At 73.3% G+C, this 14,714-nt stretch carries 16 protein-coding genes; 12 read left to right on the forward strand and 4 right to left on the reverse strand.

Annotated elements, in window-relative coordinates; all coding sequences use genetic code 11:
- Positions 1–41 precede the first annotated feature (41 nt).
- On the forward strand, positions 42–947 hold the full coding sequence (locus ACQRUO_RS25605; protein WP_428318409.1) for an NADP-dependent oxidoreductase: 906 nt from the start codon (positions 42–44) through the stop codon (positions 945–947).
- A 105-nt stretch (positions 948–1,052) separates the two neighbouring features.
- Positions 1,053–1,412: a VOC family protein gene (locus tag ACQRUO_RS25610; RefSeq protein WP_428318410.1), complete on the forward strand. Its 360-nt coding sequence runs from the start codon at positions 1,053–1,055 to the stop codon at positions 1,410–1,412.
- Between the two features lie 24 nt (positions 1,413–1,436).
- On the opposite strand, the gene ACQRUO_RS25615 is transcribed toward ACQRUO_RS25610, so the two are convergent.
- On the reverse strand, positions 1,437–2,339 hold the full coding sequence (locus ACQRUO_RS25615) for a LysR family transcriptional regulator (protein ID WP_428318411.1): 903 nt from the start codon (positions 2,337–2,339) through the stop codon (positions 1,437–1,439).
- Positions 2,340–2,464: 125 nt separating this feature from the next.
- On the opposite strand from ACQRUO_RS25615, the gene ACQRUO_RS25620 reads away from it, so the two are divergent.
- Both ACQRUO_RS25620 and ACQRUO_RS25625 read left to right on the forward strand, forming a co-directional pair.
- On the forward strand, positions 2,465–3,508 hold the full coding sequence (locus ACQRUO_RS25620) for a zinc-dependent alcohol dehydrogenase family protein (RefSeq protein ID WP_428318412.1): 1,044 nt from the start codon (positions 2,465–2,467) through the stop codon (positions 3,506–3,508).
- A 76-nt stretch (positions 3,509–3,584) separates the two neighbouring features.
- Positions 3,585–4,265 carry an NAD(P)H-binding protein gene (locus tag ACQRUO_RS25625; protein WP_428318413.1) on the forward strand — a complete coding sequence of 227 codons (681 nt, stop codon included), beginning with the start codon at positions 3,585–3,587 and terminating at the stop codon, positions 4,263–4,265.
- Between the two features lie 34 nt (positions 4,266–4,299).
- Here ACQRUO_RS25625 and ACQRUO_RS25630 read toward each other — a convergent pair whose 3' ends face one another.
- A complete protein-coding gene (locus tag ACQRUO_RS25630; RefSeq protein ID WP_428318414.1) occupies positions 4,300–5,280 on the reverse strand; it encodes an MBL fold metallo-hydrolase in 981 nt (326 codons plus the stop codon).
- A 203-nt stretch (positions 5,281–5,483) separates the two neighbouring features.
- Here ACQRUO_RS25630 and ACQRUO_RS25635 point away from each other — a divergent pair, with 203 nt between their 5' ends.
- Genes ACQRUO_RS25635 through ACQRUO_RS25645 form a run of 3 tightly spaced genes read left to right on the forward strand, consistent with a single transcriptional unit; the run spans position 5,484 to position 8,522 of the window.
- Positions 5,484–6,431: a LysR family transcriptional regulator gene (locus tag ACQRUO_RS25635; protein ID WP_428318415.1), complete on the forward strand. Its 948-nt coding sequence runs from the start codon at positions 5,484–5,486 to the stop codon at positions 6,429–6,431.
- Positions 6,428–7,366, forward strand: coding sequence for a serine hydrolase (locus ACQRUO_RS25640; protein ID WP_428318416.1), 939 nt, complete (start codon positions 6,428–6,430; stop codon positions 7,364–7,366). The genes ACQRUO_RS25635 and ACQRUO_RS25640 overlap by 4 nt, the downstream gene beginning before the upstream one ends.
- A 52-nt stretch (positions 7,367–7,418) precedes the next feature.
- Entirely contained in the window at positions 7,419–8,522 is a 1,104-nt protein-coding gene (locus ACQRUO_RS25645) for a hypothetical protein (RefSeq protein ID WP_428318417.1), read from the forward strand.
- A 7-nt stretch (positions 8,523–8,529) separates the two neighbouring features.
- Here the strand turns inward: ACQRUO_RS25645 and ACQRUO_RS25650 are convergent, their stop codons facing one another.
- Positions 8,530–9,153, reverse strand: a complete 624-nt coding sequence (locus ACQRUO_RS25650) for a hypothetical protein (protein ID WP_428318418.1) — start codon at positions 9,151–9,153, stop codon at positions 8,530–8,532.
- Positions 9,154–9,959: 806 nt separating this feature from the next.
- Between ACQRUO_RS25650 and ACQRUO_RS25655 the strand changes: the two genes are divergently transcribed.
- From ACQRUO_RS25655 to ACQRUO_RS25675, 5 genes are all read left to right on the forward strand, one after another.
- Complete coding sequence (locus ACQRUO_RS25655; RefSeq protein WP_428318419.1) at positions 9,960–10,916, forward strand: quinone oxidoreductase family protein; 957 nt, start codon at positions 9,960–9,962, stop codon at positions 10,914–10,916.
- Positions 10,917–11,037: 121 nt separating this feature from the next.
- Positions 11,038–11,787: an IclR family transcriptional regulator gene (locus tag ACQRUO_RS25660; RefSeq protein WP_428318420.1), complete on the forward strand. Its 750-nt coding sequence runs from the start codon at positions 11,038–11,040 to the stop codon at positions 11,785–11,787.
- A gap of 90 nt (positions 11,788–11,877) precedes the next feature.
- Entirely contained in the window at positions 11,878–12,324 is a 447-nt protein-coding gene (locus ACQRUO_RS25665) for a nuclear transport factor 2 family protein (protein ID WP_428318421.1), read from the forward strand.
- A gap of 221 nt (positions 12,325–12,545) precedes the next feature.
- A complete protein-coding gene (locus ACQRUO_RS25670) occupies positions 12,546–13,448 on the forward strand; it encodes an RNA polymerase subunit sigma-70 (protein WP_428318422.1) in 903 nt (300 codons plus the stop codon).
- A 154-nt stretch (positions 13,449–13,602) separates the two neighbouring features.
- Positions 13,603–13,929, forward strand: coding sequence for an EthD family reductase (locus tag ACQRUO_RS25675; RefSeq protein WP_428318423.1), 327 nt, complete (start codon positions 13,603–13,605; stop codon positions 13,927–13,929).
- Between the two features lie 113 nt (positions 13,930–14,042).
- On the opposite strand, the gene ACQRUO_RS25680 is transcribed toward ACQRUO_RS25675, so the two are convergent.
- Positions 14,043–14,486 carry a DUF6640 family protein gene (locus ACQRUO_RS25680; protein WP_428318424.1) on the reverse strand — a complete coding sequence of 148 codons (444 nt, stop codon included), beginning with the start codon at positions 14,484–14,486 and terminating at the stop codon, positions 14,043–14,045.
- Positions 14,487–14,714 lie beyond the last annotated feature (228 nt).

Raw genomic sequence — 14,714 nt, forward strand, 5'->3', positions numbered from 1 at the left:
GTGACCTTCCGTCCGCCACCGTCCCCATTCGGGAGTCCCCCATGTCCAATGCCATCACCTTCTCCGAGTACGGCACGCCCGCGGTCCTACGGCTGTCCGAGGTCGCCGTGCCGCAACCGGGACCCGGCCAGGTCCGGATCCGGGTCAGGGCCGCCTCGGTGAACCCGCTCGACCTGAAGATCCGCTCCGGCACGATGGCCAAGGCCGTCCCCGCCCACTTCCCGGTGGTCCCCGGCCTGGACGCTGCCGGCACCGTCGAGGCGGTCGGTGAGGGAGCGGCCGCGGCGGTGGGGGACGAGGTGCTCGGCGGCACCGCCGGCGGCAGCTACGGCGAGTACGCCCTGCTCGAGCGGCCGGTGGCCAAGCCCGCGGGCCTGTCGTGGGAGGTCGCCGCCTCGCTGGTCACGGTCGGTCGGACCGCGGCCCGGGTGCTCGGGCAGCTGGGAGTGCGGGCGGGTCAGACCCTGCTGGTGCACGGCGCCGCCGGCAGCGTCGGCTTCATCGCGGTGCAGTTGGCCGTCGCCCGCGGCATCACCGTCGTCGGAACCGTCGGCGAGCGGGACGTCGCACGCGTCAACGCGGTCGGCGCCACCGCGGTCCGCTACGGCGAGGGCTGGGTGGAGCGGGTGCAGGCCGCCGCCCCGGGCGGCGTGGACCTCGTGTTCGACGCCGCCGGCGCCGGCGTGCTCGCCGACTCGGTCGCGCTGACCGGCGACCCGGGCCGGGTGATCACGATCGCCGACATGTCCGCGGCGCAGCACGGCGTGCGCTTCAGCGCCGGTGCCGCCGAGCAGAGCGAGGACGCCCTGCCGGAGCTGGTGCGGCTGGCCACCGCCGGCGCGCTCATCGTGCCGGTCTGGCGCACCTACCCGCTGGCGGAGGCGGCGCAGGCCCACGCCGACCTGGAGGCCCACCGCAACCACGGCAAGGCGGTCCTGCTGCCCTGACGCACCGCCGCACTGCGGCCACACCGCTGCACTGCGCCACACCGCCGCACTGCGCCGCGCCGCCGGCTCGGCGCCGACGCCCGATGATCTGGTAGCTTGCGCAGGGTGATCACCGGTGCACACACGATCATCTACGCCAGCGACGCCGAGGCGGCGCGCGCCTTCTTCCGCGAGGTGCTGGAGTTCCCGTACGTCGACGCCGGCGGTGGCTGGCTGATCTTCAAGTCCCCGCCCGCCGAAATGGCCGTCCACCCGACCGATCCGGACACCGTCGGCCGCGCCGAGCTCTTCCTGATGTGCGACGACCTCGCGGCCACGGTCGCGGATCTGACGGCCAAGGGCGTCGAGTTCACCGCGGAGATCACCGACCAGCGCTGGGGACTGGTCACCACCCTGGCGGTGCCGGGCGCGGGCACGGTCGGCCTGTACCAACCGAAGCACGACACCGCGTACGACCTGGACTGATCGCAGTCTCCGCCGTCGCCTCGGTCAGGGCAGCAGCGTGCGCAGCGTGTCGAGGCAGGCGGCGATCGCGGGTTCGTGCGCCGCGTCCGGGCGGGCGGCGATCTCGATCGTGCGGGCGAGGGTGCCGTCGGTCACCGGTCGGGCGACCAGCGCGGGCGGGAGCCGGGTGGCGGCCATCCGGGGGATCAGGGCGGCGTGGCCGGCGCTCGCCGCGAGGGCGATCATGGCGGAGAAGTCGGTGCAGACGTTCCGCACCTGGGGAGTGAACCCGGCCGACCGGCAGGCCTGGAGGACGGCGTCGCCGCAGGCGGTCTGCGCCGGGGCGGTGGTCCACCGCGTGTCGGCGAGCTCGCGCAGGGCGACGGGTGAGTCGGTCGACCGGGCCGCGGGGTGGTCGCGGGGCAGGACGGCGACCAGCGGATCGGTGCGCAACGTCCAGGTCGTCACGCCGGTGAGCGGGGGCGTGGCCAGGTTGTCGTACCGGTAGACGAGGGCGAGGTCGGCCCGGCGCTGGAGCAGCAGTCGTACGGCGGCCTCGGGTTCGGCCTCGGTGATGTGCAGCTGGACCTCCGGATGGGTGCTCTCCAGGGCCCGGCCGAGCGGTGCGGCCACCAGGGTGAGGGCGCTGGGGAAGCAGGCGAAACGGAGGGGGCCCGCGGGCTTCTCGGCCTCGGTGTGCAGGCGGAGGCGGGCCTGTTCGAGCGCGGCGAGCACGTGCTCGGTGTCCCGGTTCAGCCGACGGCCCGCGGCCGTGAGGTGGATCGAGCGGCCGGTGCGTTCCAGCAGGCGGGCGCCGGTCTCCTCCTCCAGCAGCCGCAACTGCTGGGAGACGGCGGAGGGGGTGACGCGGTGCAGCTCGGCCACGGCGGTCACCGTGCCGTGCACCTCCAGGTCGCGGAGCAGAACGAGTCGTCGCACATCGAGCATCAGTTCATCTTAAAGGCATGTTGTAGGAGATGTAGCTGGACGCGAGGGCCGGTGCCCGGCGACCCTGGCTGCTCCAGCCCAGGCCCCGAGCGAGGCCGGGCCCCGTCAAGTGCCAGGAGAGTTCCGTGCGCGCCACCGTGATCCACGGCCCCGACGACATCCGGATCGAGGAGGTGCCCGACCCGGTCGTGCAGCGGCCGACCGACGCCGTGGTGCGGGTGGTCAACGCCTGCATCTGCGGCAGCGACTTGTGGGCGTACCGCGGCGTCGCCGCCCGGGAGGCCGGCCAGCGGATCGGCCACGAGTTCCTCGGCATCGTCGAGGCGGTCGGCGCCGAGGTGCGGGACTTCCGGCCCGGCGACTTCGTGGTGGCCCCGTTCGTCTGGTCGGACGGCACCTGCGACTTCTGCCGCGAGGGCCTGCACACCTCGTGCCCGCAGGGCGGGTTCTGGGGCAGTGTCGGGTCGGACGGCGGCCAGGGCGAGGCGGTGCGGGTGCCGTTCGCCGACGGCACCCTGGTGCAGCTGCCCAAGGAGACCGCCGGCGAGGAGAAGCTGCTGCCCGGTCTGCTCGCCCTGTCCGACGTGATGAGCACCGGCCACCACGCGGCCGTGGCGGCGGGCGTGCGCCCGGGCGCCACCGTTGCCGTGGTCGGCGACGGCGCGGTCGGCCTGTGCGGCGTGCTCGCCGCCCGGCGGCTCGGCGCGGGCCGGATCATCGCGCTCGGCCGGCACGAGGCGCGCACCGCGATCGCCCGCACCTTCGGCGCCACCGACGTGGTGGCCGAACGCGGCGAGGCGGCGATCGAGGCGGTCAGGGAGCTGACCGGCGGTCAGGGTGCCCACGCGGTGCTGGAGGCGGTCGGCACCGAGCAGTCGATGCGCACCGCGATCTCGATCGCCCGCGACGGCGGTGCGGTCGGCTACGTGGGCGTGCCGCATGGTGGCAGTGCCGGAGTCGACATCGGCCAGATGTTCGACCGGAACGTCTCGCTGCGCGGCGGGGTGGCCCCGGCCCGCGCCTACATCGCCGAGCTGCTGCCGGACGTCCTGTCCGGCGCGATCGATCCGGGCCTGGTCTTCGACCGCACCGTCGGCCTCGACGGGGTGCCCGCCGGCTACCGCGCCATGCACGACCGCGAGGCGCTGAAGGTCCGCATCGCCTTCTGACGCTCCGACCCGCTCCGACCCGCTCCGACCCGCTCCACCCGCTCCATCCTGGTTCTTCCGCCCCGAGGAGAGTTGCATGAAGATCGTGATCGCCGGTGGCCACGGCCAGATCGCCCGGCGCCTGGGCCGGCTGCTCGCGGCCCGCGGTGACCGCGTCATCGGCCTCGTCCGCAACCCGGACCACGGCCCCGAGCTGCTGGCGGACGGCATCCAGCCCGTGCTCCGCGACCTCGAGCAGGCCTCGTGCGAGGACGTCGCCGCGGTGCTGTCCGGCGCGGACGCCGTGGTCTTCGCCGCCGGGGCCGGGCCGGGCAGCGGGGCCGCCCGCAAGCACACCGTCGACCACCGGGCCGCCGTGCTGCTCGCCGAGGCGGCGCTGCGGGCCGGGGTGCGCCGGTACGTGATGGTCTCCACCCGCGGTGCGGGCAGCCCGCCCCCGGCCCACGCCGACGAGGTCTGGGCGGCCTACGTCGACGCCAAGACCGCCGCGGACGAGCACCTCATGGCCCAGGACCTCGACTGGACCGTGCTGCGCCCGGCTGCCCTGACGAACGAGCCGGGCAGCGGCACGGTCCGCCTGACCGCCGAGCGGAGCATCGGCGAGGTCACCCGCGACGACGTCGCCGGGGTCCTGGTCGCGCTGCTCGACACCCCCGCCACGGCCGGACTCGTCCTGGAACTCGCGGCGGGCGAGCACCCGATCCCCGCGGCGGTGTCACGCGCGGCCCAGCAGCGCACGGGCCTGCCGGCGCGGTGACCCCGGGCTCCTGATATCGCTGCGCGGTCGACGGTCACGGGGTGAACGTCTCCAGGTGGTCGAGCCGGACGAACCGGGCGGCCGGGCTGGCCCGTCGGACGGCGGTCTCCAGTGCGTCCAGGCCGCCCCAGTCACGGGCGGGTCGGCCGAGCGGCTGGTCGAAGTCGTCCCAGTGGGTGGGGATGACGTACGGCGGATGGTCCAGCACGTCGAGCAGCCTGGGGACGTACTCCGGCACCGAGGCGCCGCCGGGCTGCACCAGCAGCACGTCCGGGGTGAGCCCGGCCAGTTGGTGGGCGTCGTAGTTGGCGCCGCCGTGGTCGAGGATGCCGAGCCGGTCGCCGATCGTGATCAGGTAGGCGAGCGTGCCGCCCTCCACCAGGTCCGAGATCACCTGCGGCCGGGGCGGGGGAGACCCGGGCCGGGTGCCCGGGAACGGCACCCGGCTGCGCGGCCCGGTCATCGAGTGCACCGAGTTGATCACCTGGATGGTGTAGCCGTCGAACTGCAGGTACTCGCCGCCGTGCACGACCGACAGCTGCTCCTCGGGCGCGCCGAGCGCGGTGAGCAGGTTGACGTGCGTCTCGGTGCCCAGCACGGTCGCACCCGTGCGGGCGGCGAGGTACGGGACGTCGGGGAGGTGGTCGTAGTGGCCGTGGGTCACCAGGATCTGGTCGGCCCGCAGCCCGAGGCCGTCGATCAGGCCGGTGTCCACGGTGATCGGGGTGGTGGGGTCGGCGCCCTGCGGGGTGTAGGTGCCGGTGTGGAAGCGGGTGATCCAGGGGTCGATCAGGATCGTGGTGGGCTTCTCCTCGGCGCCGAAGGAGATCTCCCAGCCGTTGTTGCCCAGCCAGCGCAGCCGCACTCCCGAGGACCCCGGCTCGTCGAGCCGGCGGCGCCGCGGGCCCGTCGCCTGCGCGGCGGTGGCGGCGAAGGACGTGCCGGCCACGGCTCCCCCGCCGGCGAGGGCCGCGGTGCCCGTCACCGAGGCGCCGAGCAGCCGGCGCCGGGACAACGATCCTCCTCCCGCCTCGTTCTGACGGACTTGCCGGAACGGTGATGGCATCGGGATCTCCTCAACAGTCGGGCCACGGGGCCGAGTCGGCCAGGGCCGCCGCCCGCGGGCCGGCCCGTGCCCAGCCAAGCAGTCGGTCAGCACCCCGGTCCAAGACCATGATGGTGAAAGGAGCGATTGCGTTCTGCCTATCATTGCCGTTCATGGACCTGCTGCGGCACCTCCACTACTTCCGCGCCGTTGCCGAGGAAGGCCACTTCGGCCGCGCCGCCGCACGCCTGCGGATCGCCCAGCCCTCGCTCTCCCAGCGGATCCAGCGCCTGGAGCGCGAACTCGACGTCGCCCTCTTCGACCGCGGCCCCCGCGGCGCCGTCCTCACCCCGGCGGGCCGGGTGCTGCTGACCGCGGCCGAGGAACTGATCGAGTCCACCGCCCGCCTGCTGGCGACCGCTGCCGACCTGCGGACCGGGCGGGCCGGCACCCTGCGCGCCGCCGTGCCGCCCGATCTCGGGCCGACCGCACTGGCAGCGCTGCTCACCGGCTTCCAGGCCGCCTCCCCGGGCACCCGACTCGACCTGCGGGAGCTTCCGGTGGCAGCCGTGGTCCGCGAACTCACCCAGCACACCGCGGACATCGCGATCGTGCGCCACCCCTGCCCGACGACCGGACTCCGCTTCGGGCCGCTGCTGCACCAGCCGCTGGGCGTGCTGCTCGCCGCCGACAGCCCGCACGCCCACCACCGGGAGCTGGCCCTGGCCGAGCTCACCGGCCGCCGCCTGGTGCTGCCCGCCCGCTCCACCGCCCCGGCGCTCCACGACGAGATGCTCACCACCCTGGCGCGGCACGGCTGCACACCGGCGGAGGTCCTGGACCGGGCCGGCCCGGACATCGCCGGTGCACTCGTCCTCACCGGAGCCGCCGTCGCCCTCGTCCCGCAGACCGCACCGCCGCCCGGCACCGTGTGGCGTCCGCTGACCGGCACTCCGCTGACCTGGCGCACCTCCACGGCCTGGCCCGCCGGGCGGCACGGCCCGGCCGCCCGGCTGTTCAGCGAGGCCGCCCACACGGCGCTGACCGAACACGGCGGTCTGCTGACCCGACTGCCGGACCGTCCGCTCTTCCCCAGGCCAGCATCGGAGTTCCCGCTGTGAGCAGCGACCGCTCGACCAGCAAGCACAGCACGACGAGCAAGCACACCGCGAGCACCCGGATCGCCGCAGCCTTCGCCGACGCGGGCGTCAGCGGGCTGCTCCACGCCCGCGACCTCGACACCGGCGCCGAAGTCGCCCTGGGCGCCGACACACCGGTCAGCACCTCGAGCGTCCACAAGCTCTGCCTACTCACCACGCTCTTCCGGGAGGCGGCAGCCGGCCGGATCGACCTGACCCGGCAGCTGGACGTCCCCGCAGCCGGCCGCACCACCGGCACCACCGGACTGGCCGTCATGCTCGACGCGGCCAGGCTCTCGCTGCGCGACCTCGCCTACCTGACCGTCGCCGTCAGCGACAACGCCGCCGCTGACCTGCTGTGGCAGGAAGTCGGCCTGGACACGGTCAACCGCACCATGACCCAGCTGGGCCTGACCCGTACCGTCGCCGTCCACACGGTCCGCGACCTGTACGCCGCCCTGGCCGAGGATGCCGGCCCCGCCGGCCCGCGCGCCCTGCTGGAGCCCGCCGTCCTGGCCCGGCTGCGGGTCCTCGACCCGGCCTTCACCAACCGCAGCACCGCCCGCGAGATGACCGCCCTGCTGGCCGCCCTCTGGCACGGCGAAGCCTGCCCCGGCGACCACGGCGCCGACCTGCGCCGCCTGCTCGGCCGCCAGGTCTGGCCGCACCGGCTGGCCTCCGGCTTCCCGTTCGACGACGTCCGGGTCTCCGGTAAGACCGGCACCCTGCCGACCCTGCGTCACGAGGTCGGCGTCGTGGAGTATCCGGACGGCGGCCGCTACGCCGTCGCCGTCTTCACCCGCGCCGCGGGCACCGCCCTCACCCTCCCCGCCGCCGACGCCGTCATCGGCACCACCGCCCGCCTGGCCGTCGACGCCCTCCGCGCTCCCGATCGCAGCGCCGAGCACCCCCGGTAACGGAACGGCGAAGATCGCCCGAGCCCCGGCCGCCGCCGCTACGCTCCGCTGCATGGGCGGATTGGACGTGGTGAACGGCGTTGCCGGGGCCGTGATCGGGATGCTGTTCGCAGTGCTGTTCCAGCAACCCCTGCAGGACGCGTGGTTCAGGATGCGCAGGCGCTGGTTCGGTGCGGTCCGGAGCCTGCGGCCCCGGGGGGAGCTCAGTCCCTCGTGGACGACCTTCTCGCTGGGCCCGCTCCGCACTTCGGCGCTGATCGTCGAGGGCGACGGTGAAGCGCCCATCCCGCCCGAGGGCGTGCACATCCAGGTGCTCGACGGCCAGACCACGCTGCCCGCGGAGATCGCGCACTGGTGGGACGAGATCGAGGCGGAGAGCGAGCGACTCCGGGCGGAGGGACGGACGCCGATCTGGAACGGTCCCAGGTACGCGGTCGAGTCGTTCGACATCACCCGGACACCCGTCGAGGAGCACCCGGAAATCCGCCTGCGGCTGCGGCCCACCGACTACTACACCTTCCTCGCCGCCCAGCAGCTCGACCGCCGGCTGCCCGGCGGGAGCACGCTGCGCTCCCGCCACCTCGACCCCGACCACCCGCTCGAGGCGCCGGCGTTCCTGCAGTGCAGCCTGGGCGTCAACATAGCTGTGGTGACCGCCGACGACATGCTGGTGGTCAGCCGGCGCAGCGACCGGGTCCGGATGGCGCCGGGCTCCTGGAACTCCTCCGTCAACGAGGGCGTGTCCCGGCACATCGACTCCGCCGGCCGGAGCGCACCGGTCCTCCACGCGGTCGCCCAGCGCGGCATGCGGGAGGAGCTGTCCCTGGAGCCGCACGAGTACTCGCTGGTGCTCCTGGCCTTCGTGCTGGACGTGGAGAAGCGCCAGTGGAGCGCCCACTTCTACGCGCGCCTGAACGAGTTGACCCAGCAGGGGCTCGGGGCCCGGTTGAGCCGGGGGGTCGCCGACCGATGGGAGCACCAGAGCTTCGACTACGTCCCGTTCCGGGCGGCGACGGTGGCCACGTACCTGCTGCACCCGGAGCGCATCCACCGCTGGGCTCCGGTGGCCCCGGCGCTGTTCCACCTGGCCCTGGTCCACGTCTACGGGCGGGCGACGGTGGAACGCGCCGAGGCACAGGCCGTCCGGCGCCATTGACGGTCGCTCAGTGCCGTGGTCCGTACCGCCGTGGTGGCTTCCGGTCCTGCTGCGGCGTGCTCCTGCGCTGCTTGGGCGTGACCGGGTCGGGCCGGCGCGCCGTGGTGAAGCCGCAGTCGGGGGTGCAGAGCGTGACGGTGCCCCGGTAGGTGGTCTTGATCCGGCCCACGGTGATGCTGTGGCTCATCGTCTTCTCCCGCAGGTGCGGCCCGCCGCACCGGGGGCAGAGCAGGGGGAGCGGTGCACCCCACGGCTTCCTGGGGTTGTAGGCGCGCAGCAGCGGGATCGCCGCCAGCAGGGCGGCCGCGGTGGCCACGCCCCCGGCCACGACCACCCCGGTGTCGCCGTGGTTCCGCTCGTCGACCATGTCCTGGTAGTAGGAGGTGCTGGTGCGGATGCCGTTGGTGTACTCGTCGCAGACCTGGTCCGTGTTCATCGTCTGGCCGCCGCAGCTCGGCGCTGAGGTGTCGTTCGGGCGCGGTTGGGCGCCGATCACCATCGCGAGGCCGAGCGCGAGCACCCCCAGCAGGCCCACCACGGCGACCAGCAGCGACATGCCGGAGCGCCGCCACACCCGCTGTTTGACCGCGTTCTTGATCAGCAGCTCTGCGGGGTACGAGATGTCGGGCATGGCGATCCCCCTGGATGGCTCGAGTCGGGGCACCATTGTGCTGATCTGACGGTCCGTCAGCAATCGGTTCGCCGACACCCGAGGGTGCGCAGCGGGGGCCGGCACCGGCATCGCCGCCCATCGGCGGCGCCATCAACGGTGCTCCGGCCTGACGTCGGCCGCTTTCTCGCCGAGCTCGACGTCCATGCCCGCGCGTCCGCCGGATTCGCCACGGATGCGTCGAGACGTCGACCTTCACCGCCGATGCCGTAATCACCGGACGTGACCCTTGCGGGCGACGCCCGCCTCGGCGGCGCGACTTTCACCGACCGCGCCCTGTTCTGCCACGCCCGGTTTCTCCGTGCGCCGTTCCGCCACGCCCTGTTCCTCGGCGCGAAGTCGACGTGCTGCTCCCCTCCAGTAGCACGTCCGCAGTCGGCGCACGACACGGTCGGCAGCGCGAGTCCCCTGTTCCCGCGCTACCGACCCGTCGTGCGTCGGCAGTGACTGTATGAGAAAGCAGGCCCCCGGTCAAAGCCCAAAAAGGACCTTCCGAGGGCTTTCACGAGGGAATTCGTCCGATGCCGGGAGGAGCGCAGCGGCGAATCTCAGGCAGCCGGTTTCGGCAATTTCTCAAACGGCGAGAGAACGGCCCGCCGCTTTCTCACGTGGCGAGAAACGCCAAGATCGTTTCTCGCCACGTGAGAAACGCCGGCACCGGATCCTCGCCGCGCGAGAAACGCGCCTCGTACCCGAACCTGCGCGTCAACCCGCGGGGGCGATGTCCTAGCCTGGTGCTCTCACACACATCGACACCGGGGAGAGGCGTGCGCGCCATCGTCATGAAGAGCTTCGGGGGCCCGGAGGTCCTCGAGCTCGCGGAGATACCGGACCCCACGCCCAAGGGCACGAGCGTTGTGGTCGACGTCACCCGAGCCGGAGTCAACTTCGCGGACGTCCACGCGCGCCAGAACTCCTACCTCCAGGACCTCGAGCTGCCCTACACGCCGGGCAACGAGGTCGTCGGCACGGTGGGCGACGGAAGCAGCCGCCGCCGGGTCGTCGCGCTGCCCAGCGGGGGCGGCTACGCGGAGAAGGCCCTGGTGCGCAAGGGGCTCATGTGGGAGATCCCCGACGACATCAGTGACGACACGGCCGCGGCGCTGGCCCTGCAGGGGAACAGTGCGTGGCACATCCTGCTGACCAGCGGAGGGCTCCAGGAGGGCCAGACCGTGGTCATCCCCGCCGCGAGCGGGGGCGTGGGAACGATCGCCGTCCAGCTCGCGCGCCAGATCGGGGCCAAGGTGATCGCGCTGGCCTCCACCGAGGAACGCCGCGCGGCCGCCCTGGACCTCGGCGCCCACGTCGCCCTCGACTCCTCCAGCACCGAGGGCCTTGCCCAGCGGGTGCGCGAGGCGGCCGGCGGCGACGTCCACCTGGCCCTGGAGATGACCGGCGGGCCGATGTTCGATGCCCTGCTCGACACCCTCGGCCACCGCGGCCGCATGGTCGTCTACGGCTACGCCGGCGGCCAGATCCCGCAGGTCTCCGTCGCCCCGCTGCTGGCGCGCTCCATCACGGTCAGCGGCTTCTGGCTGCGCAGCCTCTTCACCGACCGCCAGGCGCTGCCCATGAGCATGCAGCAGCTCTTCGGCTCGGTCCGTAGCGGCCACCTCAAGCCCGTGATCGGCGCCACCTACGGACTCGCCGACGCCGCCCAGGCGCACCGCGACATCGAGTCCCGGACCACCACCGGGAAGCTGTTGATCGACACCACCCGGTAGTCCCGCGACATCACCCGGTAGTCTTGGGCGCTCGCTGTCAAACAGGCGAGCGAGTCCCGACCGCGCCGGACGGTCGGGACAGGGGCGACCACAGAGGTGAGCAATGGCTGAACCTGGGACGTTGGCCAATCGCGTCTTCAGAGTCCAGACAGCCCTGAGCAAGCTCGGGGGCAAGGCGCGGATCGGCCAACTCGCCGAGGAGACCGGGCTGGACGACTCGACCGTCAGCCGCATAGTCCAGTCCGGCGTGTACGCCAAGCACTTCGAACGCGTCGAGCGTGGCGTGTACGCGCTCACCCCCACCGCGGGCGAGGTCGGCATCCAGGCCCTCGCGGACACCGTCGACTTCGACCTCATGCGCCAGGTCCTCAAGGAGGCCCGCCGGGCCACCGACAACGGGCTGATCTTCCTCTACGCCCGGACGATCTTCGGCCTCGGCCGCCAGTGCCTGACCATGGCGGTCGGTGAGTCGTCCCTCGACGAGCTCGGCATGAGCACCCGCGAGGTCCTGGAAGTCACGCGCTCGCTGCGCACCGGCGCCAGCGGCCGGGCCATCCTCGCCTACCTGCCCGCGCGCGACCAGGAGAAGGTGATCGCCGAGTCCGTCCTCCCCGAGGCCGGACCGGGCGTCCTGCGCGACCCCGACGACCTGCGGGACTCCCTGCAGAACATCCGGGACGAGGGCTACGCCATCGGCTACCAGGAGTGCATGAAGGGCTGGAACTCGGTCGCCGCCCCGTTCTTCATGGGCGACCGGATCATGGGGTCGGTGCTGATGCTGCACCCGGCCGAGAAGATGCCGCAGCCTCCGGCGCACTACATCGAGGCGATCAAGAACGCCGCGGTCGAGCTCAGCAGCACCGAGAACTGACCGGTCGGGTGGGCCGGGGCACGGTTGCCGTGACCCGGCCCCACCCCGGGGATGATGGTGCCCTCTTCGCCCGAGTCCAGGGAGGCCGCCATGACCCGAACGCCGCAGCAGATCTTCGAGAACTACGTCCACGCCGGCGCCCTGACCCGCAATGCCGACGCCCTGGCCGCGGCCTTCACCGCCGACGGCGTCTTCGAGGCGCCGCTCATGCCCGCCGACGCCGGCTTCCCCAGGAGGTTGGTGGGCCGCGAGGAGATCCGTGACGCGATGGCGGCGTACTACGCACGGCAGGCGGCGGGCGGCCGGGTGCCGAATCTCGAGAAGTCCGGATACGTGCTGCACACCACCGCCGATCCCGACGTGTTCATCGCCGAGATCGACACGGTCTTCGACGGTGACGGCGCGGACGGCGAGGACGGCGAGGACGGCGAGGACGGCGAAGCGGACCAGGTCGTGTCGCTGGTCCAGATCTTCCGCATCCGGGACGGGAAGATCGCTCGACTGCGTGACTACTTCGCACCTGAGCTGATGAGCTGAGGACGGTCGACCGTCGGGTCGGCGAGGCTCGCCGACCGGAGTCCGGGTCGGGATGCTCCTGATCCCCGGCGTCCTGCGCGCGATCACCGGGGCCGCCGAGTCGTCGACCCCGTGCCGGTCGACCTGCCGCACCGTCGGCCGACGTCCCGTCAGCCGCCACCCCGTCAGCCGATGTCTCGTCAGCCGCCACCGCGTCACTCGCCTGCGGCATGATGGGCGGCATGGACTTCGAGCCGTACCGCGGTGAACTCGCGGCCTACTGCTACCGGATGCTCGGCTCCTACCACGATGCCGAGGACCTGGTGCAGGAGACGCTGCTGCGGGCCTGGAAGGCGCGGGAGCGGTACGACCCGGCGCGGGCCTCGGTGCGGACCTGGCTCTACCGGATCGCGACCAACGTGTGCCTGACGGCGCTGGAGGGGCGTGCCCGGCGGGCGCTGCCGTCGGGGCTGGTGGCGGTGGGCGAGGATCCGCGCACGCCGCTGGTGCCGGCGCCGGAGGTGCCGTGGCTGGAGCCGTTCCCCGGCACGGAGGTGCGGGCCGACCTACGGCTGGCCTGGGTGGCGGCGGTGCAGCTGCTGCCGGCGCGTCAGCGGGCGGTGCTGGTGTTGCGCGAGGTGCTGGCGTTCTCCGCCGCCGAGGTGGCCGAGCAGCTCGACACCACGGTGGCGGCCGTGAACAGCGCGCTGCAGCGCGCCCGGTCCGCCGTCGCCGCGGCGGACGAGGGGGAGGTCCGCGAGCCGGCCGACCCCGAGGTGCGGGCGGTCGTCGAGCGGTACGTGCGGGCGTTCGAGGCGGCCGACGTGCCGGGGCTGGTCCGGCTGCTGGCAGCCGACGCGGTGCTGGAGATGCCGCCCGTCCCGCTCTGGTACCGGGGCACCGAGCACTACGAGGTGTTCATGGCGGACGTCTTCCGGCGGCGCGGCTCGGGCTGGGTGCTGCGCGAGCTGGTGGCCAACGGCCAGCCCGCGCTCGCCGCCTACGCCCCCGATGCCGGCGGCGGCGCGCCGTGGCTGCACAGCCTGCAGGTGCTCGGCGTGGCCGGCGGGCGGATCACCAGCATCGTCGCCTTCGCCGACCCGGCCGGTTTCACGGCCTTCGACCTGCCGCCGCACCTCGGCTGATCCTGAGCGTGAGCCTGAGCCTGGGCGTGAGCCTGAGCCGAGCCTTGCCGCGCCCTTTCCCGAACCCGAGCGATGAGTTCGGGCAGTCCCGCCGGTACGTACGGGTGAGCACCATGAGGCGCTCGACCAGTCACCACCTCAGGAGCAGATCACCATGACCGCCCGACTCATCGTCGTGTACGAGGCCCCGAGCGACCCGGAGGCCTTCGACCGCCACTACAACGAGGTGCACCTCCCGCTCGCCCACCGCCTCCCGGGCCTGCGCAGCTACACCGTCGGCCGCGACGCCGTGGCGCTGCGCGACAACCGGCCGTTCCACCTGATCGCCGAGCTGACCTGGGACAGCATGGCCGACCTGAAGGTCGCCTTCGACTCGCCGGAGGGCCTGGCCGCCGCGGAGGACGCGGCCGAACTGCGCAAGTACGCCACCACCCGCAGCATGATCTACGAGGCCGCCGAGACCGTGCCGCCGGTGGGCTGATCCCCGCCACCGGGCCGCGCCGGCCCGCCGCCCGCACCGCAGCGACGCGGTGCGGGCGGCCGGGCGGGTGCACTGTGCGGGGTTCGGGCCGCCGACCCGGGCCTGGCGACCTGTCAGCCGCGCAGCCGGCGGTCCAGCAGCCAGCCACCGACGGCGGTCAGCGTGGTGGCGCCGGCGCCCAGCAGGTTGGTCGGCAGGCCCGCGACGCGGGCCACCGGGTGCGGCGGGTCGTCCACCGCGGTGCCGGGCACCAGCAGCGCCGGGAAGAACGCCCCCCAGTAGGCCACCGGGACGGCCGCCGCCAGGTCGCGCCCGGCCACCCGGCGGTCTGGCGCGGGCTCCGCCTCGGTCCACACCGCCACCACCGCCAGCGCGGCCAGCGAAGCCGTCGTCGCGAGGGAGGCCACGGCGTGGAAGCGGGCGTGCGCGGGCCACCGCTTGTTGAAGACGTGCGAGCCGTTCCAGTCCGCGGCCACCGAAGCACCCACCGTGATGGCGTTGGCCAGCGTCAGCAGCCACCGGCCGCCGTTCCGTCCCGTCCGTGCCGTCGTCGTCATGGGACACCCTTCCGCTACGGTCATCCGCCCCCGCACCCGGCCGTCGTCGTGTCGCCCGACACCTCCATGCTGCTCGGCTCCGCTGCCCCAGGCGAGCTGAGTCTCCGCGAGCGGTCGCAGCGTCGGGGGGGGGGGGGAGTGGGGGGGGAACAAAACACCCAAAGGAGGAGGCAGAAGAAAAGGGGGGACGGAGGGGTGGGGGGAAGACAGAGGTGGAGACAACGACGA

Origin of the sequence: Kitasatospora sp. LaBMicrA B282 (assembly GCF_050325825.1) — a bacterium.
Lineage (GTDB): Bacteria > Actinomycetota > Actinomycetes > Streptomycetales > Streptomycetaceae > Kitasatospora.

What these genes read in the sequence shown, in the direction of transcription:
- ACQRUO_RS25605 (WP_428318409.1), top strand. Translation starts at nt 42, where the DNA reads ATGTCCAATGCCATCACCTTCTCCGAGTACGGCACGCCCGCGGTCCTA.
- ACQRUO_RS25615 (WP_428318411.1), bottom strand. Translation starts at nt 2,339, where the DNA reads ATGCTCGATGTGCGACGACTCGTTCTGCTCCGCGACCTGGAGGTGCAC.
- ACQRUO_RS25625 (WP_428318413.1), top strand. Translation starts at nt 3,585, where the DNA reads ATGAAGATCGTGATCGCCGGTGGCCACGGCCAGATCGCCCGGCGCCTG.
- ACQRUO_RS25635 (WP_428318415.1), top strand. Translation starts at nt 5,484, where the DNA reads ATGGACCTGCTGCGGCACCTCCACTACTTCCGCGCCGTTGCCGAGGAA.
- ACQRUO_RS25645 (WP_428318417.1), top strand. Translation starts at nt 7,419, where the DNA reads ATGGGCGGATTGGACGTGGTGAACGGCGTTGCCGGGGCCGTGATCGGG.
- ACQRUO_RS25650 (WP_428318418.1), bottom strand. Translation starts at nt 9,153, where the DNA reads ATGCCCGACATCTCGTACCCCGCAGAGCTGCTGATCAAGAACGCGGTC.
- ACQRUO_RS25665 (WP_428318421.1), top strand. Translation starts at nt 11,878, where the DNA reads ATGACCCGAACGCCGCAGCAGATCTTCGAGAACTACGTCCACGCCGGC.
- ACQRUO_RS25670 (WP_428318422.1), top strand. Translation starts at nt 12,546, where the DNA reads ATGGACTTCGAGCCGTACCGCGGTGAACTCGCGGCCTACTGCTACCGG.
- ACQRUO_RS25675 (WP_428318423.1), top strand. Translation starts at nt 13,603, where the DNA reads ATGACCGCCCGACTCATCGTCGTGTACGAGGCCCCGAGCGACCCGGAG.
- ACQRUO_RS25680 (WP_428318424.1), bottom strand. Translation starts at nt 14,486, where the DNA reads ATGACGACGACGGCACGGACGGGACGGAACGGCGGCCGGTGGCTGCTG.